We start from the raw sequence: 15,361 nt of genomic DNA on the forward strand, positions 1-15,361 counted from the left end.
GCATGTTGGCAATCCCTAGCGTGCTGCGGGCGTGGCGTTCTTGGTGGGCACGCCCGAAGCGCCCGGAGCACCCGTCGGGGCCATCTGCGCTTCGAGCAGGGAGATGCGGGCCCGGATCGCGGCGATGTCTGCCTCGCGCTCGTTCACCTTGCGGGCCAGCGCCTGCACGGCGCCCAGGGTCACGCCGGCCAGATCGCCGGGGGCCAGGCTTTTGTCGTCCTGCCCCAGCTGGAAGATCTTGCGGAAGTCCTCGGCCATGGGGCCGACGTGGCGCTCTTGTGTGGGGCTGGATTTGTAGCGCCAGTGGTAGAGCGGCAGGGCCAGCACTTTCTCCAGCAGGGCGGTGCCATTGACCGGCTCGATGCCGGTCTTGAGCGTGCGGCTGGAGCCTGTGCTCAGCGTGCCGGTGATTGCCAGGTTGCCGTTGGCCGCCAGCGTGAACTGGGGGGTGCCAGCGCCCTGGGTCGCCAGCGTGAGCGCGGTGCCTGACGTCATGTCCCAGCCCGTGGCCGGTGCCGTGGTAAAGCGCAGCACGGCAGGCCCGTTGTTGGCCAGATTCAGCAGCGTGCGCGGGGCCGTTGTGCCGCTGGTTTCCTGCACCAGCACCTGGGCCGTGCCATCGGTGCGCCGGACGTGCAGCGCCGCGCCGGGCGAAGCGGTGCCTATGCCCACTGCGCCCGAGGCCGCAATGTCCAGGCTGCTGGTGGGCGCGCCGGGGCGAATGCGCAAGGGCAGGCGCGAGCCGTTGGTGACGTCGCGCACGAAGAAGTTGGCCTCGTTGGCGCCGATGTCCCAGGTCTGCGCCGTGAAGCCGCCTGCCGAGGACTGCTCCAGGCGAATGGCGGGGGTGTTGCCGGTCAGTGTGTGCACGTCCAGCACTGGCGTGGCAGTGCGCAGGCCCAGCCGGCCCGTCGAGCTGACGTACAGGCTGTTGCTGGGGGCGCCAGCACTGACGGTGAAGACCTGGCGGTTGGCCGTGGCATCCTCGACCGTGAAATACGATGCCCCGCCCGAGGCGGTGTCATTGACACGGATCCGCCAGTCGTTGGCCGGAAAGGTGCCAACGCTGGTGTCGTCGAAATGGATGCCGAGGTTGTTCTCCTTGAGCCGGAGCGTGTCAAAGCCGAAGGATTCGTTGTTGACGCAATCAAAGCCCGCGCACAGGCTGCCCTGCACGATCAGGTCGTCGGCCACCACCTGGTCCTTGGTGGTGAAGGTGCTGCCGGTCTTGGTGGGCAGCACAGGGGCGCCTGGCTCGGTCGCATCCACCACCAACTGGCCCTGAATGACCACGAACGAGCCCGCCGTGATGCGCTGCTGCATCGTGGCCTGGGCCTGGGCGGGGTCCATGGCCGCAGGGGGCTCCAGGCTCAATTCATAAAAATAGCGGCCATCGGCCAGCCCTGCACGCTGGGGCTCCAGCACCACGGGGCCGCGCGCAAACGGCAGGTCGCTGACCGTGCCATCCGGGCGGGCCAGCCGCAGCTTGGCAGCGCCGTGGGGGGCCGCAGCCGTCCAGGTGATGCGGTCAGCCTGGCGCGTGGTGGAGATGGCCTGGGCCGGGGATTGGGCAGCACAGGTGGCAGCCGCGAGGGTTGCCATCAGGGCGATGGTGGCTCGGTGCAGGGGTTTCATGGGGCTTTCTCGAAGGTGGGCATGGGCTGCCCAGGGCGCCAATATGGCCATTGCCGCCCGCAGAACCAGCGGCCCATCAGTGGCGACGAGTCTGGCCGAGCGATGCCAGATCGTCAATCGAGTAATGCCAGGGGTCGCGCTGCGGAAAAGCCCTGCGCCTGTGCTCAGCCCGCTTGCGGAATCGGCGCCCGCATGCCCGCGTTGATGAGGTTCCACGCGTTGATCACGCCAATGGCAAAGCCCAGTTCGGAGATTTCCGCTTCGTCGAACACCGTCTGCAGCTTGGCATATTCCTCGTCGCTCGCATCGCTGTGGGGCGTGGCGGTGATGATCTCGGCCCAGCGGAACGCAGCGCGTTCACGTTCGCCGAAGAACGGCGCCTCGCGCCAGCCCGCCACGGCGTTCAGGTGGCGCGGGTCCATACCGTCCTTGACCAGGTAGGTCCAGTGCATGTCCATGCAGTATGCGCAGCCGTTGATCTGCGACACGCGCAGAAACACCAGCTCGGCCAGGCGCGCGCCCAGCGGGCCCTTCTTGATGGTTTCGGAAAGGCCCACCAGGCCCATGAAGGCTTTGGAAGACAGCTTGTGATAGGGCAGGCGGGCGGTGTGTTGGGACATGGAAAGCTCCTGAAGGGATGGAAAGAAAACAAGGCGGGCTGGAAGAAGGCGCAGCGAACCGGCTGTTGCCGCCTTCCATGTCCTTCAAGACGTTGCGCTGTGCGCGGTTGTGACAGGTTGGCCCCTTGTTGGTCGAAACGTTGCCGTGAGGCTGTAGGGGCTCCGCTTAACATTGATCGTTATAGGAGGCGTTGGCGATGATAAAAGTTGGATTCGAAGTGGATGCTGATGATTGGCACGGACACTCCAGTGAAACGCTATGGGCCAGCCACACCGATACGCCTGATGAATTCGTGATTGAGAACGCCCCTTTTTTTGTTCGCGGTGTTTCATATGGCGACCGCGTGGCCACTCAACTTCGTGGCGGTGCTCGCATGTTCCTGCATGTCGTCGCGCGCAGCGGACACTCCACCTACCGTGTCATTCCGCAGCGTGTGGACGGTGTGCTTGTCCCTATGGAAGTCACGTTGGAGTTCCTCAAGACAGAGGGGTGCAGATTCGAATCAGGCCAAATCGGCAACATGCCGTTTGTGGTGATTGATGTTCCAAAAGACTCCTCTGCGGACCGTTGCTACCTTGCATTGAAAGCCGCCGACGATGCTCAGCTGCTGCATTTCGAGGTTGCGCATGACGGCCATCCTCCACCCGAAGACGACCAGAGCGCGGAAGAGTGATGTATCTGCCGGGCCGTGTTAGCCATCACAGCACGGCCGGCACCCCCGCCAGCTTGTCCGGGTTGCGCACCGCATAGATCGCCACAATCTGCTCCCCATCCGTCACAAATGCCTGTGCGGAGTCGAGGCGGCCGTTGGCGTAGTACAGCAGCCCCGGCTCGCCGTTGATGAGGGCGATGCGGTAGGCCAGCTGTTCGCCCAAGCGGCGGTGTTGCGCCCAGTACAGCATGGCAATACGGAACCGGCCCTGCAGCGGCTTGGGGAAGGACGGTACCTTGCCGCCGCCGTCGCCAATCAGCTGCGCGTCTTCGCTCAGCAGCGCCTCGATGGCGTTGCGGTCGCCACTTTTGGCGGCCAGCATGAAACGCTGCAGCAACTGGTGATGCACGGCGTGGGGCACCTCAAAGCGTGTGCGCGCCTGCTGCACACGTTCGCTGGCGCGGTGCACCATCTGGCGGCAGCTGGCCTCGGTTTTGCCCAGCTGCGCGGCAATCTCGGGGTAGTCGTAGTCAAACACCTGGCGCAGCAAGAATGCAGCGCGCTCCTCGGGCCCCAGGCGCTCCAGCACATACAAGAAGGCCACCGACAGCTCGCCCGCCAGCTCGGCGGCTGCCTCCGGCGTGTTGTGGTGTTGCGCGTCGCCGGTGGTGTGGTCGCGCAGCTCCACCAGCGGCTCGGGCAGCCACCAGCCCACATAGGCCTCGCGCTCGGCCTTCAGTGCCCGCAGCCGGTCGATGGACAGCCGCGTGACCACCGTCACCAGCCAGGCCTCGGCCGACTGCAGCGCGGTGGGGTCCTGGCGGCTCCAGCGCAGCCAGGTGTCCTGCAGCACATCCTCGGCATCGGCGCGCACGCCCAGCATGCGGTAGGCAATGCCGAAGAGGCGGGGGCGCAGGGTGGTGAAGGGGTCGGTGGCGGGTGGGGCGGCGGATGCGGGCTGTGTGGTCATGGTGGTGTACGTGAGAGACCTGCGGGTCTTTTACAGACGTTGGAGGTCGCTGTCTTGTGACAAGGTCTCCGCAGTCGCTTTTGTTTTGATAGCTGCCAGCGCTTGCTGTATAAGCGCTAGAAGCACTTTTGATCTGAAATGGAAAGGATGCAGAGATGGCCGCTTTGTACGCAACCCAGCGCGCGCAAGCAACCCCGCGCGTGGGCCGGATGGGGAATGGCGCGAAGGCGGCGGTGGCAATGCTCTTGTTCGCGCTGGTGCCGTGGGCGACCCCAGTCCAGGCCCAAACGCAAACACCGCTATCCGCCGCTGGTGTTGCCCAGCCGCTGGAAAACCGCTGCGGCTGGTTTCACAACCCCACCCCCAACAACGCCACCCTGACCGACCGTGATGGCGAGTGGGTGGTCTCCACCCAGGGTGGAGACAGTGCCGAAGGCGACTGGCCCGTGTTCACCGACGCGCAGTGGAAGAAAACCAATGGCCACTATGGCTACGGGTGTGCGTGCATGAAGGTGGTGGTGGACCGCAGCGACGGGCGGGTGCTGCGCATTGCATCAGCCACGGCAAAGCCTTTGAAGGCGTGTCGGCAAGATAGGGCTTTGCCGAAGCCTTGAGGCAGTCGGTAAGCGGATGCCCCCAAAAAATATGCTTGTGGTGCTGCGCCACTCTGCGCAAATATCCGACTGCGGTTCCCAATTTCACCCACCCAAGGAGAGCACCATGTCCCACGCATTGAATTGGTTCGAGATCCCTGTGACCGACTTCACCCGCGCCAAGACCTTCTATGAAATGGTGCTGGGCATCACCATTGCACCCATGGAAATGGGCCCGACCAAAATGGGCATGTTGTCCACAGACCCCACTGCCGTGGGCGGCGCCCTCGTGCAGGGCGAGGGCAGCATGCCCTCCCGGAACGGGACCATGGTGTATCTCAATGGCGGAGAGGACCTGGCCCCGATGCTGGCGCGCGTAGCGCAGGCGGGTGGGGCGGTGGTGGTGCCCAAGACGGAGATTGGCAACGACTTTGGCTTTTTTGCCCATTTTGTGGACACCGAGGGCAACAAGGTTGGGCTGCACTCGATGAAGTAGTGGGTACCCCGCCCGATGGAAACAGGACCGCCTACGCCACCCGTTCGCCAACACTTCCCGGCTGCGTGAGGCGCTCCAGCCGCGTTAGATACGCCAGCGCCTGCCCATTGCTGGTTCCGCACATTTCCACCGACGGCATCAACCCGCCGCACACCGCCGGTCGTTCAGGCTGCCCAAAAATGCGGCAGCGCGCATCGTCCCCCAGTTGAACGCACCGCACCCCCGCAGGTTTGCCCTGCGGCATGCCCGGGATGGGCGAGCTGATGGAGGGGGCGGTGCAGCAGGCGCCGCAGCCAGGGCGGCAGTTCATGGGTATTTGCTATTGTTTGTGTAGCTTCTGGCGCTTGTCGGGTAAGCGCTAGAGGCCAATTTAACTCAAATTTTGGTGTTCACTGGCCAGCGGCAGCGTCGCCGTGCAGGCGGCTGGATGCCCACAGCACCTGGTCGACCACGGCGCGCACGCGGTCGCGGTGGGCTTGCTGGATGAGGGCGCCGCTGTCGTCAAACGCGCTGCCCGCCGAGCCCAGCGCAAACGCCTTGGGCGCCAGCCAGCATTCGGCGTTGATGAGCAAAGGGGCCAGATGGCTTTGCGAGCGCAGGCCGCCCAGTGCCCCCGGCGACGCGCTGAGCATGCCCACCACCTTGCCGCGAAAGCTCTTGCCGCCGTCCTGCCAGTCAGGGTTGCCCTTGACCGGGCTGGAGGCCCAGTCGATGGTGTTCTTGAGCAGGGCGGTGTAGCTGCCGTTGTACTCGGGCGAGCAGATGACCCAGGCGGGGTGCTGCCACAGGATTTTCTTGAGCCGGATCACGTCGGCGGGCGTGCCCTGGGCTTCGAGGTCGGCGTTGTACAGCGGGATGTCGAACTCGGACAGCTCCAGCAGCGTGACGCTGGCGCCCGCGTCGCGTGCGATGGCGGCTGTGGCGTGGGCCAGTTTGCGGTTGAAGGATTGCTGGCGCGTGCTGCCGGCAAAGATGAGGAGGGAGGGAGTGGTGTGTGGCATGGTGCCTGCGATTGAATCACAGGCGTACGGCAGGAATCCTGCAAGCGAGGCATGCCGGGCAGGGTTATTCCGTGGTGTGGCTGCACGGTGTTCGGGGCAGATGTAGCGATCTACGTGCCGCGACCGGCAAGCCGCCCCACCAGCGTCCCCAGCGCTGTGGCAAAGCAACCCAGGCTGAGCAGCGCACGCCACAGGTTGGCGGCATTCCACTGGTCACGCACTTTGGCCCAGTCGGCGGGCAGGGCCTTGGGGTTCCAGGCTTCTGTTGTGTAGTTCAGGGGCAGGTTGACCTGCTGGGTGAAGAACACAATGCCCAGCAGGTAGGCCACGCCGACCACGGCCAGCAGGCGCCACCACAGCGTGCGGTGTTCACGCCAAGCCGTAGCCACGGCCAGCGCGCACCACAGCGGGGGGCCAAAGAACAGCGCAAAGAACAGGGCGTGCCGGACGTTGCGGTTGAAGGCGGACTGCACGGTGGTGTAGGTGGCGCCGTCCATCTGCAACATGGCCAGGTTGACGTTGGCGCTGTAGGTGCCGAAGAACCCCGCCATGAGGCCGAGCCACAACACGGCGAAGGCGTGCGGGATGAGGACGAGCAGGGCAGGCGGCGGGTTGTGGGGGCGTGGGATGGTGGTCATGGCGGGCATGTAGAACGATGCCCGCAGTCTGCCGATGCCCCGCACCCCGCGCCTTATCCTTTGATAAGCCCCATCTCGCTGCGCAGGCGCGACAGAGAGACATCGGTCACGCCCAGGTAGGACGCGAGGTGTTTGAGGGCGATGCGATCCGCCCACTGCGGGTGCTGCTCCAGCAAACTGGCGTAGCGCTGGCGGGCGCTGAGCTGCAAGAACTCCTGTTCGCGTTGCATCTTGCCGTCGAGCAGGGCGCAGAGCACCCGGTGCTCCAGCGCGTCCCACGGTGCCCAGCCCGCGCTGGGCAGTGGGTCACTGGGATGGGTGGGCAAGGGCAGCGCCCACACCACGCTGTCTTCCATCGGTTCCACGTGAAACATCACCGGCTGCTGGCGCAGTGTGGGGGTGATGGGCCAGCACAGGGCGCCGTCCAGAAAGAAGTTCTTGTTGGACTCGGCCCCGTCGCGGTCCAGGTAGTACAGCCGCAGGGCGCCGCGCTCTACCCACCACAGGTGCCGCCAGTGTTCGCCCGCCCGCAGCAGGGGCTGGCCACGCTCCAGCAAGCGCCGTTCGGCGCGTACCCACCAGGTCTCCACGGCCGGAGGCGGGACGCCAAGCAACTCGGTCAGGAAGAGGGTGAGGGGGCTGGAAACAGACACGGCCTGCGCAAAGTGGGAAAATCGCGGGTTGCCTGCTGGGGCGCCAAGTGCGCCCACCACCAGCAGGGCCGGTGTGCGGCGCCTTTGACAGGGCACCCTAGCGCACCGGGTGTTTTGATTATCGGGCCCGCCAGGCCCCGGAGTGTTCCCCATGTTGTACCCCCAGGAATTTGATGTGATCGTTGTCGGCGGTGGCCATGCAGGCACCGAGGCCGCGCTGGCCGCTGCGCGCTTAGGGCAAAGAACCCTGCTGCTGACCCACAACATCGAGACGCTGGGCCAGATGAGCTGCAACCCCAGCATTGGCGGCATCGGTAAGGGCCACCTAGTGAAAGAGGTGGATGCGCTGGGCGGGGCGATGGCGCTGGCCACGGACGAGGGCGGCATCCAGTTCCGCATTCTCAACAGCTCCAAAGGCCCTGCCGTGCGTGCCACGCGCGCCCAGGCCGACCGCATTCTGTACAAGGCCGCCATCCGCCGCATGCTGGAGAACCAGCCCAACCTGTGGCTGTTCCAGCAGGCGGTGGACGACTTGATGGTGGAGGGCGACCGCGTGGTGGGCGCCGTGACGCAGGTGGGCATCCGGTTCCGCTCGCGCACGGTGGTGCTCACCGCCGGGACGTTCCTGGACGGCAAGATCCACGTGGGGCTGAACAACTACGCGGCGGGCAGGGCGGGTGACCCACCTGCCGTGTCGCTGTCGGCACGCCTCAAGGAGCTAAAGCTGCCCCAGGGGCGCCTGAAGACCGGCACGCCGCCCCGGCTGGATGGGCGCAGCATCGACTTCTCGCAGTGCACTGAGCAGCCCGGAGACGGCATGCCCGGTGGTGTGAACGAGGGCACGGTGCCCGTGTTCAGCTTCATGGGCAACGCAGAAATGCACCCGCGCCAGATGCCTTGCTGGGTGACGCACACCAACGAGCGCACCCACGAGATCATCCGCAGCGGCTTTGACCGCAGCCCCATGTTCACCGGCAAGATCGAGGGCGTGGGCCCGCGTTACTGCCCCAGCGTAGAAGACAAGATCAACCGCTTTGCCGACAAGGACAGCCACCAGATCTTCCTGGAGCCCGAGGGTCTGACCACGCACGAGTTCTACCCCAACGGCATCAGCACCAGCCTGCCATTCGACATCCAGTACGAGCTGGTGCGCAGCATGAAGGGGCTGGAGAACGCGCACATCCTGCGCCCCGGCTACGCCATCGAATACGACTACTTTGACCCGCGCTCGCTCAAGAGCAGTTTTGAAACGCGGCAGATCCAGGGCCTGTTCTTTGCCGGGCAGATCAACGGCACCACCGGTTATGAAGAGGCGGCGGCCCAGGGCCTGTTCGCAGGCATCAACGCCGCCCTGCAGTGCCGGGGCGACGCGCCTTGGCTGCCTGGCCGCGACGAGGCCTACCTGGGCGTGCTGGTGGACGACCTCATCACCAAGGGCGTGACAGAGCCCTACCGCATGTTCACCAGCCGGGCCGAGTTCCGCCTGCAACTGCGCGAGGACAACGCGGACATGCGCCTGACCGAAGTGGGGCGCCGTATGGGCCTGGTGGACGATGCGCGCTGGGATGCGTTCAGCCGCAAGCGCGATGCGGTTTCACGTGAAACAGAGCGCTTGAAGGCGACCTGGGTGAACCCGCGCAACCTGCCTGCGGCGGAATCCGAGCGCGTGCTGGGCAAGAGCATTGAGCACGAGTACAACCTGTTCGAGCTGCTGCGCCGCCCCGATGTGAGCTATGCCAATCTGATGTCCATGGACGGCGGCAAGTACGCATCGGCCGATGTTTCACGTGAAACCCTGGGCGAGCTGAGCGAGCCGGTGCTGGAGCAGGTGGAGATTGCCGCCAAGTACGCGGGCTACATCGACCGGCAAAAGGGCGAGGTGGAGCGTGCCGCGCATTTCGAGAAACTGCGTCTGCCGCCCGACCTGGACTACATGCAGGTCACGGCCCTGAGCATCGAGGCCCGACAGGTTTTGAACCGCCACCGTCCGGAAACGCTGGGCCATGCCTCGCGCATCACGGGCATCACACCGGCGGCGATCTCGCTGCTGATGGTGCATCTCAAGAAGGGCGGGTTCAAGGAGTTTGCCGTGGCTGCGGCTGTCAAGGCAGAAGGGGAAGTGGCGGCATGACGATGGCAGTGACAAACGACAGCTTGCGCCAACAGCTGCAGGCAGGGGCCGATGCCTTGGCCCTGGGTCTGACCGATGCCCAGATCACCCTGTTGATGGATTTTCTGGCCCTGCTGCAGAAGTGGAACAAGGTCTACAACCTGACCTCGGTGCGCGATCCGCAGGAGATGATGACGCACCATCTGCTGGACAGCCTGGCCGCTGTGCCGCCGCTGCGCCGCCATGTTGCTGTGCTTGCAGGGGAGGGTCATCACGCTGTGCGCTTGCTCGACGTCGGCTCGGGCGGAGGTTTGCCCGGTGTGGTGTTTGCCATCTGCTGCCCGGAGGTGGATGTGAGCTGCGTAGACACCGTGGGCAAAAAGGCTGCGTTCATCCAGCAGGCGGCGGTGGCGCTCAAGCTGCGCAATCTGCATGGTGTGCACGCACGGGTCGAGACGCTGACCACCCCCTTTGACATCATCAGCTGCCGCGCATTTGCTTCGTTGCCTGACTTTGTGACCTGGTCACGCGCTGCGCTGGTGGCGTCGCACGGGGTCTGGCTGGCCATGAAGGGCAAGCACCCCGAGGATGAAATTACGGCCCTGCCCACCGATGTGTCGGTGTTTCACGTGGAACAGCTCACCGTCCCACGCCTCGACGCCGAGCGCTGCATCATCTGGATGAAGCCGGTCTGACCGTCGGCCGCTAGCTTGTCAGCGGCCGGGGCGGAGTGGTCGCGTAAACTCGGCACCTCACTTCGGGTGCATCCATCTGCGCACCCGTCCAGCACACCGGGAGAGATCATGTTCGGCATCGCAGACTACGGCGCCTTTGTCGCCGCCATTGTGTTGTTCCTGCTCATTCCGGGCCCCGGCAATCTGGCGCTCATCACCTCCACCAGCAAGGGCGGCGTGCGGGGCGGCCTGGCGGCCACGATGGGGGTGATCGCGGGTGACCAAGTGTTGATGTGGGCCGCGGTGGCCGGTGTGGCGGCGCTGCTGGCCACGTACCCCACAGCGTTCAATGCAGTGCAGTGGTTGGGCGCGGCCTACTTGGCTTGGCTGGGCTTCAAGATGCTGACGGCCAAGCCCGGCGCGCAACCCATCCTCAACATCCAGCCGCGCCACTACTTCAAACAGGCCGGCCTGATCACCTTGCTCAACCCCAAGGCCATCGTGTTTTACATGGCGTTCTTCCCTCTGTTTGTGGACCCGGCCCTGCATCAGGGGTTGCTGACCTTTGGCGTGATGGCAGCGACGGTGGCGGTGCTGACGTTTATCTACGGGTTGGTCGCCGTGCTGCTCACGCACCACCTGGCCGAGCGCATGCGCGCCAACCCACGCATCGGCCGCGTGCTGGAAAAGGTGGCGGGCGTCTTTCTGATCGGCTTTGGCATCAAGCTCGCCATCTCCAAATAAAACAACGACAACGACAACAACAACACGGACTGCAACACCCACATGGCCAAAATTTTCTGCGTTGCCAACCAAAAGGGTGGCGTTGGCAAGACCACCACCACCGTCAACCTTGCTGCGGGCCTGGCCAAGATCGGCCAGCGCGTGTTGATGGTGGACCTGGACCCGCAGGGCAACGCCACCATGGGCTCGGGCGTGGACAAGCGCAGCCTCGACCTCACGGTGTATGACGTGCTGCTCGAATCCGCCTCGGTCAAAGAGGCAGCCGTGCTGTCGGAAAAATGTGGTTACTGGGTGCTGGGCGCCAACCGCGAACTGGCGGGCGCCGAGGTGGAGCTGGTGGCGCTGGAGCACCGCGAAAAGCGCCTCAAGGCCGCGCTGGCCGAGGCCGATACCGACTTCGATTTCGTGCTCATCGACTGCCCGCCGTCGCTCTCCATGCTCACGCTCAACGGCCTGTGCAGCGCCCATGGCGTGATCGTGCCCATGCAGTGCGAGTACTTCGCGCTCGAAGGGCTGACCGACCTGGTCAACACCATCAAGCAGGTGCACGCCAACCTCAATGCCGACCTGCAGATCATCGGCCTGCTGCGCGTGATGTTCGACCCGCGCATCACCCTGCAGCAGCAGGTCAGCGACCAGCTCAAGGGCCACTTTGGCGAGAAGGTGTTCAACAGCGTCATCCCGCGCAACGTGCGCCTGGCCGAAGCGCCCAGCTACGGCTTGCCCGGCGTGGTGTTTGACCCGGCGGCCAAGGGCAGCCAAGCCTTCGTCGAGTTTGCGCAAGAGATGGTGGACCGCGTGAAAAACATGCCTGCTGCTGCATCTTCCATGGCAAAAATGGCACCTGGCGCTTGATAGACAAGCGCTAACAGCTATTAAATTGATAGTAATGAAGGCAACCAACATCCTGTTGCTGCCCGGCTGGCAGAACTCCGGCCCCGACCACTGGCAAAGCCGCTGGGAGGCTGTGCACGGCTACCAGCGCGTAGAGCAGCACGACTGGATGCGCCCGCTGCGCGGTGACTGGTCGGCGCGGCTGGAAGAAACCGTGGTCGATGCCGACGGCCCCGTGGTGCTGGTGGCGCACAGCCTGGGCTGCGTTCTCACCGCGTGGTGGGCTGCGCATTCGGCCAACGCGCACCGCGTGTTGGGTGCGTTGCTGGTGGCACCGGGCGATGTGGAGCGGCCCGATCTGGCCGCGCAGATCCACGGCTGGGCGCCCATTACACGCCAGCCGCTGCCGTTCCCGGCCCTGCTGGTGGGCAGCCGCAATGATCCGTATTGCAGCCTGGAGCGCGCTGAGGGTTTGGCGCAGGCTTGGGGCGCTCGCTTCATCGACTACGGCGAGCGCGGCCACATCAATGCCGAATCGGGCCTGGGCGATTGGGACGAGGGGCACGGCTGGCTGATGCAGCTGGCCAACCCGGCATGAGCCGCTGGGCCTTGTGGCGCAAGCGCCCGCCGGTGACTGCAGACGTCACTGCACCGGATGCTGTCCCCGCAACCCGGCGGCGCCCCGTCGATGCCTACGGGTTGGTCGATGCCTTGCAGCTGGTGCTGGCCTGGCTGCTGCCCAGCGGGGCCGTGGTGGTGGGCGCGCTGGGGCAGTTCATGCTGGCCCTGGTGCTGTTGGCCATCGCATTCGGTGTATGGCTTCGTTTGTGGCGCAGCCGCAAGAAGCGCCGAGCGGCGCGCCGCCCCACGTTTTGAAATACTTGTGCTTCTGACCCATGACCAAAATCAACCTGTCCGCCATCGCCGACCAATTGCCCCGCGCCTGGAACTCCACCATCGTGGGCCAGGCCGCAGGCGCCAACGTCAAGGTGCTGCGCATGGACGACGCCGCCTACCCCGACGAGTCGCACGACTTTGACGAGGCGCTGCTGGTGCTCGACGGCTGCATGCGCCTGGACCTGCAAGGGCAGGTCACCGAGGTGAATGCGGGCGAGGTGTTCATCGTGCCCGCGGGTGTGCCCCACGCCGTCGCGCCCGGCAGCCATGGCACGCTGGTCATCATCGACCGCTGAAGACTCTTTCCCCCATTCCTTTTCGCGAGAAGCATTTCATGGTCACCAAAAAACCCAAGGGCCTCGGCCGAGGCCTGGAAGCCCTGCTGGGCCCCAAGGTCGAAGAAAAAGTGGAGCAGGCCCAGGCGGCCGAAGCCGGGCTGCCCAGCAGCCTGCCGCTGTCCGAGCTGGTGCCCGGCGTGTACCAGCCCCGCACGCGCATGGACGAGGGTGCGCTGTACGAGCTGGCCGAATCCATCAAGGCCCAGGGCATCATGCAGCCCATCCTGGTGCGGCGCCTGACGGGTGGGGACAACGCGGGCAAGTACGAAATCATTGCGGGCGAGCGGCGGTTCCGCGCCTCGCGCCTGGCGGGCCTGGCCGAGGTGCCAGTGCTGGTGCGCGACGTGCCCGACGAGTCGGCGGCGGCCATGGCGCTCATCGAGAACATCCAGCGCGAAGACCTCAACCCGCTGGAAGAAGCCCATGGCCTGCAGCGCCTGGTCAAGGAGTTTGGCCTCACGCACGAACTGGCCGCGCAGGCCGTGGGCCGCTCGCGCAGCGCCGCCAGCAACCTGTTGCGCCTGCTCAACCTCGCCGAGCCCGTGCAGACCATGCTGATGGCGGGCGACATCGACATGGGCCATGCGCGCGCGCTGCTGTCGCTGGACCGCGCGGCCCAGATCACCGCGGGCAACCAGATCGCGGCCAAGAAGCTGTCCGTGCGCGAGGCCGAAGCGCTAGTCAAGAAGATCGGTGCCGAGTTCAGCCTGGTGCCGCAAAAGCCCCAGAAGGAAAAGTCGCGCGACTTGAAGCGCGTGGAAGAAGAACTCTCGGACCTGCTCATGGCCGAGGTCGAGGTGCGCGTGAAAAAGCGCGTGAAGCGCCATGGCCGGGTGGAGGACATGGGCGAGCTGGCGATTCAGTTCGGCTCGCTCGAAGCTTTGAATGGCTTGATCGACCGCCTGCGCGGCTGATCGACCGTTGGTCCGGGGCGCGGCGCTGTCGCCGCGCAAACATGCGTGAAATAGCGCACACAAACGGTTTCCACAGGTAACTTGCGCAGGCAAAATGCGTCTGTGCGGGGCCTACACTGCGCTGCGTTCAACACACCCGGGTTGGCCGCAAGGCCTCTTCACAGGGCGGCGAAGGTGCCGCCCTGTGGCCCACGATGGTTTGCCGGGTGATCCATGTATCTCCTGGAGCAGACCCCCATGACCTCTTTGCGCTTCGTCCTGACCCCCGCCTGCCTGGCCATTGGCCTGTGCATCGCCAGCCTGGGCGCCCAGGCCCAAACCACCAAGGCCCCCAAAGTCCAGCTGTGGATGGATGTCTCCACCGGCACCATGGCGGGCATGCCTGAGATGGACAGCCTGCCCGGTGGCGGCGGCATGCTCGGCGGCCTGATGGGGGGGTGGGCGGTGGCGCGCAGGGCAGGGCGGGTGGTGGTAACACGTCCTATGGCCACGCCCGCGCCATGTCCATCATGCCGCCGCGTGTCATCGACATCGCCTTGCACAACACCCTGCGCCCCGGCGTCGAAGCCAGCCAGGCCATACCGCCTGGCATGCGCATGGGCGAATCCCTTCCGCTGATCCCGCCCCGTGCCCAGCCCACCCAGACCGAGCCGGGCGAGGTGCCGCAGGAATACCAGCAGCACCAGCCCAAGGGCCGCATCCTGCTGTACTGGGGCTGCGGCGCCTCGGTGCGTGCGGGCCAGCCGCGCGTCATCGATCTGGCGCGCGCCAAGCCGACCGACTACGCACAGGCCTTTGCCGGCCGCGCCGTGCCCGACCGGGGGCCGCGCGTGGGCCCGGCCTATGCGCTGTACCCCAACGAACGCAACCAGGTGAGCCTGTCGCGGGACAGCTCGCTGGTGGGCGAACACCAGGTGCGCGGCGACGGTGTGCCTGCGTCCATGAAGTTCACGCTGGGTGCGGCACAAGACCTCATGCCCGCCATCGACCTGCGCACCACCGGCAAGCCGCAGGACAGCATGGGCACCAGCTGGCAGCCCGTGCGCAATGCGCGCGCCTATTACCTGCATGCCATGTCGCAAAGTGGGGACGACCTCATCATGTGGTCCAGCGCCGAGACGCCCGACACGGGCATGGGCCTGTTCGACTACCTGTCGCCCGCCACCATCGACCGCTGGCTCAAGGAGCGTGTGCTGCTGCAGCCCGAAACCACGCAGTGCGCCATTCCGCAGGGCATCTTTGCGGGCGGCGGGCGTGACGCCACGCCCATGCTGCGCATGATGGCCTATGGCGGCGAAAGCCACATCGTGCACCCGCCGCGCCCGGCCGACCCCAAGGCCGCGTGGGAGCCCGAGTGGGCCGTGCGCGTGCGCGTCAAGTCGCACACCATGGCGATGCTGGGCGAAGAGATGCAGGGGCGGCGCGGCGGCATGGGGGCTGCTCCAGCGGCTGCCTCAGGCGGTGCCTATTCGAGTGGCATGGGTGGCGCGCCGGCAGGCCAACAGCCGGCGGGCGAGGGTGGCACGGATGCGGGCAACGTGGTGAACCCCGTCAACCTGCTGCGCGGCATTTTTGGCCGCTGAGAACGAAC

Annotated in this window: 19 protein-coding genes; 12 read left to right on the forward strand and 7 right to left on the reverse strand. The window is 65.7% G+C overall.

Annotation, left to right across the window (positions count from 1 at the left end):
- Positions 1-15 precede the first annotated feature (15 nt).
- Both C8C94_RS18625 and C8C94_RS18630 read right to left on the reverse strand, forming a co-directional pair.
- Positions 16-1,635 (reverse strand): tail fiber domain-containing protein, encoded by a 1,620-nt coding sequence (locus tag C8C94_RS18625; RefSeq protein ID WP_158603835.1) that lies wholly within the window; start codon positions 1,633-1,635, stop codon positions 16-18.
- 164 nt (positions 1,636-1,799) lie between these two features.
- Entirely contained in the window at positions 1,800-2,255 is a 456-nt protein-coding gene (locus C8C94_RS18630; protein WP_121421769.1) for a carboxymuconolactone decarboxylase family protein, read from the reverse strand.
- 218 nt (positions 2,256-2,473) lie between these two features.
- On the opposite strand from C8C94_RS18630, the gene C8C94_RS18635 reads away from it, so the two are divergent.
- Complete coding sequence (locus C8C94_RS18635) at positions 2,474-2,929, forward strand: DUF4265 domain-containing protein (protein WP_158603836.1); 456 nt, start codon at positions 2,474-2,476, stop codon at positions 2,927-2,929.
- A 25-nt stretch (positions 2,930-2,954) separates the two neighbouring features.
- On the opposite strand, the gene C8C94_RS18640 is transcribed toward C8C94_RS18635, so the two are convergent.
- On the reverse strand, positions 2,955-3,878 hold the full coding sequence (locus tag C8C94_RS18640) for an RNA polymerase sigma-70 factor (protein ID WP_121421771.1): 924 nt from the start codon (positions 3,876-3,878) through the stop codon (positions 2,955-2,957).
- A 155-nt stretch (positions 3,879-4,033) separates the two neighbouring features.
- Here C8C94_RS18640 and C8C94_RS18645 point away from each other — a divergent pair, with 155 nt between their 5' ends.
- Both C8C94_RS18645 and C8C94_RS18650 read left to right on the forward strand, forming a co-directional pair.
- Entirely contained in the window at positions 4,034-4,492 is a 459-nt protein-coding gene (locus C8C94_RS18645) for a DUF4087 domain-containing protein (RefSeq protein WP_228897030.1), read from the forward strand.
- A gap of 106 nt (positions 4,493-4,598) precedes the next feature.
- Positions 4,599-4,967, forward strand: coding sequence for a VOC family protein (locus tag C8C94_RS18650; protein ID WP_121422973.1), 369 nt, complete (start codon positions 4,599-4,601; stop codon positions 4,965-4,967).
- Positions 4,968-4,998: 31 nt separating this feature from the next.
- Here C8C94_RS18650 and C8C94_RS18655 read toward each other — a convergent pair whose 3' ends face one another.
- The 4 genes from C8C94_RS18655 to C8C94_RS18670 form a co-directional block, all read right to left on the reverse strand.
- Complete coding sequence (locus tag C8C94_RS18655) at positions 4,999-5,277, reverse strand: YkgJ family cysteine cluster protein (RefSeq protein ID WP_121421772.1); 279 nt, start codon at positions 5,275-5,277, stop codon at positions 4,999-5,001.
- A gap of 79 nt (positions 5,278-5,356) precedes the next feature.
- Positions 5,357-5,968 (reverse strand): NADPH-dependent FMN reductase, encoded by a 612-nt coding sequence (locus C8C94_RS18660; RefSeq protein WP_121421773.1) that lies wholly within the window; start codon positions 5,966-5,968, stop codon positions 5,357-5,359.
- Between the two features lie 110 nt (positions 5,969-6,078).
- Complete coding sequence (locus tag C8C94_RS18665) at positions 6,079-6,606, reverse strand: DUF1772 domain-containing protein (protein ID WP_121422974.1); 528 nt, start codon at positions 6,604-6,606, stop codon at positions 6,079-6,081.
- A gap of 53 nt (positions 6,607-6,659) precedes the next feature.
- Positions 6,660-7,259 (reverse strand): Crp/Fnr family transcriptional regulator, encoded by a 600-nt coding sequence (locus C8C94_RS18670; protein ID WP_233573512.1) that lies wholly within the window; start codon positions 7,257-7,259, stop codon positions 6,660-6,662.
- Between the two features lie 151 nt (positions 7,260-7,410).
- On the opposite strand from C8C94_RS18670, the gene mnmG reads away from it, so the two are divergent.
- The 9 genes from mnmG (at position 7,411) to C8C94_RS18715 (ending at position 15,353) form a co-directional block, all read left to right on the forward strand.
- A complete protein-coding gene (gene mnmG / locus C8C94_RS18675) occupies positions 7,411-9,390 on the forward strand; it encodes a tRNA uridine-5-carboxymethylaminomethyl(34) synthesis enzyme MnmG (protein ID WP_121421775.1) in 1,980 nt (659 codons plus the stop codon).
- Positions 9,387-10,064, forward strand: a complete 678-nt coding sequence (rsmG, locus tag C8C94_RS18680; RefSeq protein ID WP_121421776.1) for a 16S rRNA (guanine(527)-N(7))-methyltransferase RsmG — start codon at positions 9,387-9,389, stop codon at positions 10,062-10,064. Before mnmG ends, rsmG begins: the two co-directional genes overlap by 4 nt.
- A 108-nt stretch (positions 10,065-10,172) precedes the next feature.
- Positions 10,173-10,787 (forward strand): LysE family transporter, encoded by a 615-nt coding sequence (locus tag C8C94_RS18685; RefSeq protein ID WP_121421777.1) that lies wholly within the window; start codon positions 10,173-10,175, stop codon positions 10,785-10,787.
- A 42-nt stretch (positions 10,788-10,829) separates the two neighbouring features.
- Entirely contained in the window at positions 10,830-11,642 is an 813-nt protein-coding gene (locus C8C94_RS18690; RefSeq protein ID WP_121421778.1) for a ParA family protein, read from the forward strand.
- Positions 11,643-11,676: 34 nt separating this feature from the next.
- Positions 11,677-12,219, forward strand: coding sequence for an alpha/beta hydrolase (locus C8C94_RS18695; protein WP_121421779.1), 543 nt, complete (start codon positions 11,677-11,679; stop codon positions 12,217-12,219).
- On the forward strand, positions 12,216-12,497 hold the full coding sequence (locus tag C8C94_RS18700) for a hypothetical protein (protein ID WP_121421780.1): 282 nt from the start codon (positions 12,216-12,218) through the stop codon (positions 12,495-12,497). Before C8C94_RS18695 ends, C8C94_RS18700 begins: the two co-directional genes overlap by 4 nt.
- Positions 12,498-12,517: 20 nt before the next feature.
- Positions 12,518-12,814 (forward strand): cupin domain-containing protein, encoded by a 297-nt coding sequence (locus C8C94_RS18705; RefSeq protein WP_121421781.1) that lies wholly within the window; start codon positions 12,518-12,520, stop codon positions 12,812-12,814.
- Between the two features lie 38 nt (positions 12,815-12,852).
- Positions 12,853-13,770 (forward strand): ParB/RepB/Spo0J family partition protein, encoded by a 918-nt coding sequence (locus C8C94_RS18710; protein WP_010465109.1) that lies wholly within the window; start codon positions 12,853-12,855, stop codon positions 13,768-13,770.
- A gap of 500 nt (positions 13,771-14,270) precedes the next feature.
- Complete coding sequence (locus tag C8C94_RS18715) at positions 14,271-15,353, forward strand: hypothetical protein (RefSeq protein WP_233573513.1); 1,083 nt, start codon at positions 14,271-14,273, stop codon at positions 15,351-15,353.
- Positions 15,354-15,361 lie beyond the last annotated feature (8 nt).

This window comes from Acidovorax sp. 94 (assembly GCF_003634645.1).
Lineage (GTDB): Bacteria > Pseudomonadota > Gammaproteobacteria > Burkholderiales > Burkholderiaceae_C > Acidovorax > Acidovorax facilis.

What these genes read in the sequence shown, in the direction of transcription:
- rsmG (WP_121421776.1), top strand. Translation starts at nt 9,387, where the DNA reads ATGACGATGGCAGTGACAAACGACAGCTTGCGCCAACAGCTGCAGGCA.
- mnmG (WP_121421775.1), top strand. Translation starts at nt 7,411, where the DNA reads ATGTTGTACCCCCAGGAATTTGATGTGATCGTTGTCGGCGGTGGCCAT.
- C8C94_RS18700 (WP_121421780.1), top strand. Translation starts at nt 12,216, where the DNA reads ATGAGCCGCTGGGCCTTGTGGCGCAAGCGCCCGCCGGTGACTGCAGAC.
- C8C94_RS18630 (WP_121421769.1), bottom strand. Translation starts at nt 2,255, where the DNA reads ATGTCCCAACACACCGCCCGCCTGCCCTATCACAAGCTGTCTTCCAAA.
- C8C94_RS18705 (WP_121421781.1), top strand. Translation starts at nt 12,518, where the DNA reads ATGACCAAAATCAACCTGTCCGCCATCGCCGACCAATTGCCCCGCGCC.
- C8C94_RS18685 (WP_121421777.1), top strand. Translation starts at nt 10,173, where the DNA reads ATGTTCGGCATCGCAGACTACGGCGCCTTTGTCGCCGCCATTGTGTTG.
- C8C94_RS18645 (WP_228897030.1), top strand. Translation starts at nt 4,034, where the DNA reads ATGGCCGCTTTGTACGCAACCCAGCGCGCGCAAGCAACCCCGCGCGTG.
- C8C94_RS18715 (WP_233573513.1), top strand. Translation starts at nt 14,271, where the DNA reads ATGTCCATCATGCCGCCGCGTGTCATCGACATCGCCTTGCACAACACC.
- C8C94_RS18625 (WP_158603835.1), bottom strand. Translation starts at nt 1,635, where the DNA reads ATGAAACCCCTGCACCGAGCCACCATCGCCCTGATGGCAACCCTCGCG.
- C8C94_RS18665 (WP_121422974.1), bottom strand. Translation starts at nt 6,606, where the DNA reads ATGACCACCATCCCACGCCCCCACAACCCGCCGCCTGCCCTGCTCGTC.
- C8C94_RS18650 (WP_121422973.1), top strand. Translation starts at nt 4,599, where the DNA reads ATGTCCCACGCATTGAATTGGTTCGAGATCCCTGTGACCGACTTCACC.
- C8C94_RS18660 (WP_121421773.1), bottom strand. Translation starts at nt 5,968, where the DNA reads ATGCCACACACCACTCCCTCCCTCCTCATCTTTGCCGGCAGCACGCGC.
- C8C94_RS18655 (WP_121421772.1), bottom strand. Translation starts at nt 5,277, where the DNA reads ATGAACTGCCGCCCTGGCTGCGGCGCCTGCTGCACCGCCCCCTCCATC.
- C8C94_RS18640 (WP_121421771.1), bottom strand. Translation starts at nt 3,878, where the DNA reads ATGACCACACAGCCCGCATCCGCCGCCCCACCCGCCACCGACCCCTTC.
- C8C94_RS18690 (WP_121421778.1), top strand. Translation starts at nt 10,830, where the DNA reads ATGGCCAAAATTTTCTGCGTTGCCAACCAAAAGGGTGGCGTTGGCAAG.
- C8C94_RS18695 (WP_121421779.1), top strand. Translation starts at nt 11,677, where the DNA reads ATGAAGGCAACCAACATCCTGTTGCTGCCCGGCTGGCAGAACTCCGGC.
- C8C94_RS18710 (WP_010465109.1), top strand. Translation starts at nt 12,853, where the DNA reads ATGGTCACCAAAAAACCCAAGGGCCTCGGCCGAGGCCTGGAAGCCCTG.